The 8,253-nt window shown below is 73.4% G+C and carries 8 protein-coding genes; 2 read left to right on the forward strand and 6 right to left on the reverse strand.

Features of this window, described 5'->3' with window-relative positions; all coding sequences use genetic code 11:
- Positions 1–80: 80 nt before the first annotated feature.
- The 6 genes from ACFWTE_RS17630 to map form a co-directional block, all read right to left on the reverse strand.
- Positions 81–2,051, reverse strand: a complete 1,971-nt coding sequence (locus tag ACFWTE_RS17630) for an acyl-CoA dehydrogenase (protein WP_378780555.1) — start codon at positions 2,049–2,051, stop codon at positions 81–83.
- A gap of 121 nt (positions 2,052–2,172) precedes the next feature.
- On the reverse strand, positions 2,173–2,463 hold the full coding sequence (locus ACFWTE_RS17635) for a helix-turn-helix domain-containing protein (protein ID WP_378780546.1): 291 nt from the start codon (positions 2,461–2,463) through the stop codon (positions 2,173–2,175).
- Between the two features lie 177 nt (positions 2,464–2,640).
- Positions 2,641–3,633, reverse strand: a complete 993-nt coding sequence (locus ACFWTE_RS17640) for an LD-carboxypeptidase (RefSeq protein ID WP_378780556.1) — start codon at positions 3,631–3,633, stop codon at positions 2,641–2,643.
- Positions 3,634–3,869: 236 nt separating this feature from the next.
- Positions 3,870–5,255, reverse strand: a complete 1,386-nt coding sequence (locus ACFWTE_RS17645; protein WP_378780547.1) for a M20/M25/M40 family metallo-hydrolase — start codon at positions 5,253–5,255, stop codon at positions 3,870–3,872.
- Between the two features lie 80 nt (positions 5,256–5,335).
- Positions 5,336–6,169, reverse strand: a complete 834-nt coding sequence (locus tag ACFWTE_RS17650) for a M55 family metallopeptidase (RefSeq protein ID WP_378780548.1) — start codon at positions 6,167–6,169, stop codon at positions 5,336–5,338.
- A 152-nt stretch (positions 6,170–6,321) separates the two neighbouring features.
- On the reverse strand, positions 6,322–7,173 hold the full coding sequence (gene map, locus ACFWTE_RS17655; RefSeq protein ID WP_378780550.1) for a type I methionyl aminopeptidase: 852 nt from the start codon (positions 7,171–7,173) through the stop codon (positions 6,322–6,324).
- 125 nt (positions 7,174–7,298) lie between these two features.
- On the opposite strand from map, the gene ACFWTE_RS17660 reads away from it, so the two are divergent.
- Positions 7,299–7,496, forward strand: coding sequence for a hypothetical protein (locus tag ACFWTE_RS17660; protein ID WP_378780551.1), 198 nt, complete (start codon positions 7,299–7,301; stop codon positions 7,494–7,496).
- 45 nt (positions 7,497–7,541) lie between these two features.
- Positions 7,542–8,237: an NADPH-dependent F420 reductase gene (gene npdG / locus ACFWTE_RS17665; protein WP_378780553.1), complete on the forward strand. Its 696-nt coding sequence runs from the start codon at positions 7,542–7,544 to the stop codon at positions 8,235–8,237.
- The last annotated feature ends 16 nt before the right edge of the window (positions 8,238–8,253 follow it).

The following is an 8,253-nucleotide window of genomic DNA, read 5'->3' on the forward strand; positions in this document are numbered from 1 at the left end:
TCGGGCGTCCGAACTCGCTACAAGTACAAGATCATCGGCGGGAGGGGGCGGGGTTCCGGCCCGGCCGGTCCGGAACCCGCTCAGCCCCGTGCGGGCGGCGGGTCGCCCTGGCGGGAGTGCTCGGAGCCCAGCGCGATCGGGGCGGCCAGCCACTCGTCGCGCAGCCCGAACCCGTTCACGAGCCGCACCGCGTACGGCCGCAGGCCCCGGCACAGGTCGTTCACCGCCTGGGTGACCGCCTTGGACCGGGCGGTGGAGAGGCGCTCGTGCTCCAGGAACCAGGCGCGGTCCTCCTCCACCACCGACATCACGTACAGGTCGCACAGCCGGTTGAGGAGCTTGGCGGTCTCCTTGTCGCCGCAGCGGTCGATCCCCGCCACGAACGCCTCCAGGACCACCCGGTCCATGTGCGCGCGGCCCGCGGTGAGCACGTGGTCCTGGGCCTGGTTGAACACCTCGAAGGCGTCGCTGCCGTCCTTGCGGGACCGGCGCAGGCGCCCGGCCAGGCCTTCGACGACGTGCTTCTCCCGGTCCTCCAAAAGCTCCAGCTGCCAGCCCCGGTTGTACAGGCTGGCCTCCTCGCCGCGCCCCGGGGCCGCCGCGATGAGCCGGTCGATGAGCGGGAGCGCGGCGGTGCGCTCGATGACCGTCTCGAACACCTTGCCCGCCATGAACCTGGCCAGGCCCAGCTGGTCGAGGTCGCCGAACGAGTCCTGGAAGTTGGTCAGCAGACCCTTGGTGAGCTGCTGCAGCAGGACCGTGTTGTCGCCCTCGAACGTGGTGAAGATGTCGGAGTCGGCCTTGAGCTGCGGGATGCGGTTCTCGGACAGGTACCCGGCGCCGCCGCACGCCTCCCGGCAGGTCTGGATGGTCGCGGTGGCGTGCCAGGTGGCCACGGCCTTGAGTCCCGCCGCCCGCGACTCCAGCTCACGCTGGGCGTGGTCGTCGCCCTCGGCCGACCGGGACAGCTCGTGCAGCCGCGTGACCAGCTCCTCCTGCGCGAAGTGCAGGGCGTAGGTGCGGGCCAGGGCGGGCAGCAGCTTGCGCTGGTGCGCCAGGTAGTCGAGGACCCGCACCTCCTGGGCGGGCTCCCCGTCGACCCCGGGCCGGGTGAACTGGCGGCGTGTGTCGGCGTAGCGCAGCGCGATGGTCAGCGCGGCCTTGGCCGCGCTGCCCGCGCCGCCCGCCACGCTGATCCGGCCGCGGATCAGGGTGCCGAGCATGGTGAAGAAGCGCCGGTTCTTGCTTTCGATGGGGCTGGAGTAGACACCGTGGGCGTCCACGTCCCCGTAGCGGTTGAGCAGGCTGGTGCGCGGTACCCGCACCTGGTCGAACCAGAGGCGGCCGTTGTCCACGCCGTTGAGTCCGGCCTTGGGGCCGCAGTCCTCGATGCGCACGCCCGGTGCGGGCCTGCCGTCGCGGTCCCGGATCGGGACCATCAGCGCGTGCACGCCCTGGTCCTCACCGTCCACCTCCAGCTGGGCGAACACCACCGCCATGCGCCCGTCCCGGGCCGCGTTGCCGATGTAGTCCTTGCGCGCGGACTCGTCCGGGGTGTGGACCACGAACTCCTCTGCGGCGGGGTCGTAGACGGCCCTGGTGCGCAGCTGCTGGACGTCCGAGCCGTGGCCGGTCTCGGTCATGGCGAAGCAGCCGGGGAGCTCCACCGACATCACGTCGGGCAGGTACTCGGCGTGGTGGCGACCGGTGCCCAGGGCGCGGATCGCACCGCCGAAGAGCCCCCACTGCACGCCCGTCTTCACCATGAGGGACAGGTCGGCGACCAGCATCTCGAAGCCGACGACGGAGGCACCGATGTCGTCGCTGCCGCCCACCGACTCGGGGAAGCCGTAGCCGGGCAGGTCGGTCTTGGCCAGGGCCTTGAGCTGGGCGAGGGTGCGGGCGCGGTGGTCCTCCACGGACAGGCCGTGGACCGGTGCGAACAGCTCCCCGCCGACGGTGTCACGGGCCTGTTCGCGGACGTGGGCCCAGCGGCCGTCCAGCAGACCGCGGAGTTCGGCCTCGTCGACTCTCAGCGCCTGTTCGGTCATGGTGTCCCCCTGGTGGTCGTCGTTGACGCGGCCCCGCGTGTCGACCGCCACCGGGGGTCCGGGGCGGCGCGAGCACGCACGGGTCGTGGGTGGCTGGCAAAGGTACGGGGGGTGGCCGGGGTCAGACGGCCAGGGAGGCGGGTTCGGGCGAGGGTTCCTTGGCGGGCACGACGGAGTGGACCCGGCGCAGGAGGTCGTCGAGGGACAGGTCGAGGGTGGCGGCGATCGATCCGACGGTGAAGAACGCCGGGGTGGGGATGCGCCCGCCCTCGATCTTGCGCAGGGTCTCGACCGAGATCCCGGCCTGACGTGCGACGTCCACCATCGTGCGCTCGGCGCGGGCCTGCCGGAGCAGCCCGCCGAGGAGGCGGCCGCGCTCGATCTGGTCTGCGGTAAGCGGTTCACGAACCATGCGACGAGTCTAACGCCCCCGCGCCAGGCGCGTATATTAATACCGGTATCGCCGGGGGGAGCCCTGTGGCGGCGGCGCGAACGGACGGCGGGACCGCCGAGACGGCCGAACCCGCGGCAGGCGTCACGGTGGAGCCAGGGACCTCGCCCGCCCCCGGCCCGGGGCGCGGGCGCCCCGTCAGGCCAGACCGGGGACGGCCAGCTCCAGGCTCGCACCCTCGGTGTCGAGCACGGCCGGCACCCCCAGCGGGATCGTCAGCTGGGCCGCGCAGTGGCCGAACTCCAGCCCCCACAGCACCGGCACCCCCAGGGGTGCCAGGCGGTCCCGCATCAGGTCGGCGATCACGCCGGGGTCCGGCGGGCAGTCGGTCCACGTGCCCAGCGCGACCCCGGCCACCCCGTCCATCCACCCGGTGCGCACCAGGTGGGTGAGCATCCGGTCGAGCCGGGCCACGTCCTCCCCGACGTCCTCCAGGATCAGGATCCCCCCGGAGGCCGACAGGCGGCTGTGCGGTGTCGCCAGGCCGTCGTTGAGCAGGCTGAGGTTCCCGCCGAAGGTCACGCCCCGCCCCCGGCCCGGCACCAGCGCGTGCGCGCCCGGAGAGGTCAGGACCGTGCGGTGCTCGGGATGGAACAGGGTGGTGTGCAGCTCCCGCTGGGCCGCCGCGTCGCCCACGAAGTACTTGGTGCCCACCACCGGCCCGTGCACCGTCGCCACGCCCAGCTCGACCGCGAACGCCTCGTGGAGCGCCGTGATGTCGCTGAACCCGATCAGGGCCTTGGGCGCCGCCCGCCGCATGGCGTCGAAGTCCAGCAGGTCGAGCGTCCGGTGCGCCCCGTCGCCCCCGCGCACGCAGAACACCGCGTCCACGTCCGGGTCGCACCACGCCTCCTGGAGGTCGGCGGCCCGGGTCGCGTCCTCTCCCGCGAGGTAGGGCAGACGCGGGTGCCGGTCGCGCACGTGCGGAGCGAGCCCGACCTCCAGACCCCAGCCGCGCAGCACCTCCGCGGCCGCGTCCAGCTGCGCCGCCGGAACCGGGCTGCACGGCGCGACCAGGCGTACTCTGCCGCCCTCCCGCAGCCGCGGCGGCCGGACCAGTGCCCGCACCCCGCGCGGGTCGCCGAACCGTGTCCCCGGGACACGGGGGTCCGTCCCCGAACGCTCCTCCACCACGGTGCCGAACCCGTCCCGCTCCTCGCGTACCCCGGTCACGTCGCCCACGTCGCACCCTTCGTCGTCCGCGTCCCCACAGCGCCCCACCGCGCGCGGGCACGGCGCGCACTCCCTGCCCCTCCTACTCGGACGCCCGGCCCGAGCCGGGCGTCCGAGCGGTGGGCCCGGAGCCCCCGCCGAACCCGGTCCCCCCAGGATGTCCGGTTTCCGGGTACCGCGTCCCGGCGACGCGCTCAGGCGCGCAGGAACGTGTCGAGCGCGCGCACCCCGAACCGCAGCCCGTCCACCGGGACGCGTTCGTCCACCCCGTGCAGCAGCCCGGTGTAGTCCAACCCGGGGGGCTGCGCCATGGGGGAGAAGCCGTAGCACTCGATCCCCAGCCGGGAGAACACCTTGGCGTCCGTGCCGCCGGCCATGCACACCGGTACCACGTGGGCGCCCGGGTCGTGCGCCAGCAGGGCGGAGCGCAGCGACGCGAACGCGGGCGAGTCCACGGGCGCGACCACCGGGGGCGAACCGTGGGCGTACTCCCAGGACACGCGGTCGCCGGTGAGCTCGTTCATGGTGACCGTGAACTGGTCCTCCGCCCCGGGCAGTACCCGCCCGTCCACGCCCGCCGTGGCCTCTCCGGGCACCACGTTGACCTTGTACCCGGCCGAGAGCATGGTGGGGGCCGCGCTGTTGCGCGTGGTCGGGCCGATCAGCGCCCCGGCCTGGCCGAGCCGGGAGACCAGCGCGTCCAGGGCCTCGGCGGTGTCGGTGTCACCGGGCGTCCGGGTCACCCCCAGGGCGGCCGCGATCGTGTCGATCGAGGCCAGGGTGACCGGCGTCAGGTGCAGCGGCCACTCGTGCCGGTTGATCCGGGCGAGGGCCTCCGCCAGTGCGCCGACCGCGTTGTCGCGCGGCGGACGGGAACCGTGCCCCGCCGTCCCCTTCGCACGCAGCGTCAGCCAGGCGCTGCCGCGCTCGGCCGCGCCCACCGGGTAGAGGCGGACGGGGCGCCCGTCCGCGTCACGGGCGTGGATGGTCTCCCCGCCGCCCTCGCCGATCGCCGTGGTGCAGCCCTCGAACAGGCCCGGGTGTTCGCGCGCGAGGTAGTCGGCGCCGTAGGCGGCGCTGTCCTCCTCGTCGGCGACGTACGCCAGCACGATGTCGCGCCGGGGCCGCAGGCCGTGCCGTGCCCAGTGGCGGACGACGGCGGTGACCATGGCGATCGTGTTCTTCATGTCCACGGCGCCGCGCCCCCACAGCGCGGGCACGCCCGTGACCGGGCAGTCGGCGATCTCCCCGGAGAACGGCGGGAGCGCCCAGTCGTCCGCGTCGGCGGGCACCACGTCCAGGTGGCCGTGGACCAGCAGGGCGGAGGCGTCGGGGTCGGTGCCCGGGATGCGGGCGACCACGTTGGCGCGACGGGGGGCGGACTCCAGGATCACGGGGTCCAGACCGGCGTCGGTGAGGGCCTCGGCGGCGAACTCGGCGGAGGCGCGCTCGTCGCCGTCGCCGCCGCCGCGGTTGGTGGAGTCGCGGCGGATGAGTTCCCGGGCGAGGTGGAGTGCGTCCTCCCCCGCTGCCGCGAGGCCGTCGCTACTGTCTGGGGAGGGTGTGACGGGGTGGCCCACGGGCTCGGCCTCGCTCTCGGTGCGGTGGTGCTGACTGGGTGCGGGACCACGGTGGTGAATGGTGATCCCCTGCCACAGTTCTACCCGTAGCGGGCTTCCATCGCATTCGATATCAGCGTGGTCACCGCTTTGAAGCACCGGATCATCTCGTAGGCGTCCGGCGAGGTGTACCGTACCCGCCGGACACCGGTACGGGTGACACCCGGGACGATGGCGGCGGCCTGGGCGAGCTGGGCGGAGTCCACCTCGACCTCGACGGCCCGGGGGGAGGGCTCCGTCGGGTCCAGGTGCCCGGCCAGCGCCATGGCGCCGCGGGCCGCGGCCCTGATGTCCCGGGCGGTCCGCGCGGGGGGACGACAGCGCGCGGCGTACCTGCTGACGTGGTCCTTGACCGCGACGGTGCGCGCGAACGGGGCGTAGGAGGCGGCGTCCTCACAGGTGCGGTCGTCCCCCGTGACCAGGATGACGGGGGTGCCGTACTCGGCGACCACGGCGGCGTTGAGGCGGCCCTCCCCGGCCGGTTCGCCGTCCAGCCACACACCGGTCACCGCGTTGGGCAGGTAGGTGTGGGCGAGCACGCCCTCGTCGCCGGCGCCGCAGTGGTAGCCGAGGAAGACCACGCCGTCGCAGTCCCCGGACTGCACTCCCTCGACCATCGAGAGCTCCTTGTGGCGCCCGGTGATCATGGTGGCGTTCTCGTTCAGCTCCTCCAACAGGAGGTTGCGCATGGTGGAGTGCGCCTCGTTGACCAGGACCTCGGTGGCGCCGCCCTCGAACAGCCCCTCCACGGCGGCGTTCACGTCGCTGGTGAACATGGACCGGCAGCGCTGCCACTGCTCGGTGCCCGGTTCGACGTCGGCGGGCCAGGTGACGCCCGTCGCGCCCTCCATGTCGGCGGAGATGAGAATCTTCACCCGGCCGACACTACGCCCCGGCCCGCCGGGAGGTCCACAGGCGCGGGCCCACCCCTTGCGGCACGGGTCCGGCGGCCGTACCGGGCGGCCGGCGGTGCGGGAACGGGGACGGGCCCCGGAGCCGTGCCCGGGGGCCCGCGGGCACCGCGCGCCTACGGCAGGGTGAGGATCTCCGTGCCGGTCTCGGTGACCACCAGGGTGTGCTCGAACTGGGCGGTCCACCTGCGGTCGGCGGTGACGGCCGTCCAGCCGTCGTCCCACATGTCGTACTCCACGCCGCCGAGCGTGATCATCGGCTCGATCGTGAAGGTCATCCCCGGCACCATCACGGTGTCCGCGCGCGGGTCGTCGTAGTGCGGGACCACCAGGCCCGAGTGGAACTCCGGGCCCACGCCGTGGCCGGTGAAGTCGCGGACCACGCCGTAGCCGAACCGCTTGGCGTACGACTCGATGACCCGGCCGATCACGTTGATCTGGCGGCCCGGGCGGCACGCCTTGACGGCGCGCATCGTCGCCTCCCTGGTCCGCTCGACCAGGAGCCGGTGCTCCTCCGCCACGTTCCCGGCCAGGAACGTGGCGTTGGTGTCGCCGTGCACGCCGTCCTTGTACGCGGTGATGTCGATGTTGACGATGTCGCCGTCGGACACCTCGGTGTCGTCGGGGATGCCGTGGCAGATCACCTCGTTGAGGGACGAGCACAGCGACTTCGGGTAGCCCTTGTAGCCGAGCGTGCTGGGGTAGGCCCCGTGGTCCAGCAGGAACTCGTGGCCGATCCGGTCCAGCTCGTCGGTGGTCACGCCGGGCTGGACGTTCTTGCCGACCTCTTCGAGGGCCTGCGCCGCGATCCGCCCGGCGACCCGGATCCGCTCGATCGTCTCGGGGGTCTGCACGTCCCCCAGGACGCCCTCCACCGGGTACTTCTGCCCGACGTACTCCGGCCGGGCGATGGAGGAGGGGACCGAACGTTGTGGGGAGATGCGCCCAGGCACCAGCGGAGTAGTCATGAACACTGATTGTAGTTCGTGGGTGCGCCCGCCCGGCGTCGGCGAGGTGCCGCCCCGGGGTGTGAGGAGCACCCCACTCCGGGTAGACCCGCGACGAGGAACGACCTACGGAGAGGCGGACGAGCGTGAGCGACCCACAGGACGACGGCTGGTGGTACTGCCTGACCCACGACAGGGTCGAGCACGGTGCCGGGTGCCCCAACCGGGAGCGGATGGGCCCGTACGCCGACGAGGCCACGGCGGCCCGCGCGCTGTCGATCGCGGCCGACCGCAACGAGGAGTGGGACACCCAGGACGAGCGCGAGGCGGACGGGCCTTGGTGAGGGCCGACGGGCCCCGCGCCAAGGCGCCTCTGGCAGGATCGGGCCATGACTGAAGAGAGCACACCCGAGAGCACGGACATCGCGGGGCAGACCATCGCGGTCCTGGGCGGGACCGGCGACCAGGGGCGCGGCCTCGCCCGCCGGTTCGCCCTGGCCGGGCACACCGTCCTCATCGGGTCCCGTAGCGCCGAGAGGGCGGACGAGGCCGCGCGCGCACTGGTGGAGGGGGAGTCCTCCCGGGTGGACGTGCGGGGCCTGGACAACGCCGCCGCCGCGGCCGGGGGCGACATCGTCATCGTCGCCGTGCCGTGGGACGGGCACAGGGAGCTGCTGGAGGGCCTGGTCGAACCCCTCGCGGGCAAGATCGTGGTCGACTGCGTCAACCCGCTCGGGTTCGACAAGAAGGGCTCCTTCGCGCTTGAGGTCCCGGAGGGGAGCGCCGCCCAGCAGGCGGCCCTGATCCTGGACGGGAGCCGGGTGACGGCCGCCTTCCACCACGTGTCGGCAGTGGTCCTGCTGGACCCCGCGGTCGACGAGGTGGACCTCGACGTCCTGGTGCTGGGGGAGGACCGCGCCGCCACCGACGCGGTGCGCGCCCTGGCCGAGCGGATCCCCGGCGTGCGCGGCGTCTTCGGCGGACGGCTGCGCAACGCCCACCAGGTCGAGGCGCTGACCGCCAACCTGATCGCGGTCAACCGCCGGTACAAGACCCACGCGGGCCTGCGCGTCACCGGCCTGTGAGGGTCCGGATCGTGAG

The organism is Nocardiopsis sp. NPDC058631, from assembly GCF_042716955.1.
GTDB lineage: Bacteria > Actinomycetota > Actinomycetes > Streptosporangiales > Streptosporangiaceae > Nocardiopsis.

Coding starts and splice junctions, on each gene's coding strand:
- ACFWTE_RS17630 (WP_378780555.1), bottom strand. CDS start 2,051: ATGACCGAACAGGCGCTGAGAGTCGACGAGGCCGAACTCCGCGGTCTG.
- ACFWTE_RS17635 (WP_378780546.1), bottom strand. CDS start 2,463: ATGGTTCGTGAACCGCTTACCGCAGACCAGATCGAGCGCGGCCGCCTC.
- map (WP_378780550.1), bottom strand. CDS start 7,173: ATGACTACTCCGCTGGTGCCTGGGCGCATCTCCCCACAACGTTCGGTC.
- npdG (WP_378780553.1), top strand. CDS start 7,542: ATGACTGAAGAGAGCACACCCGAGAGCACGGACATCGCGGGGCAGACC.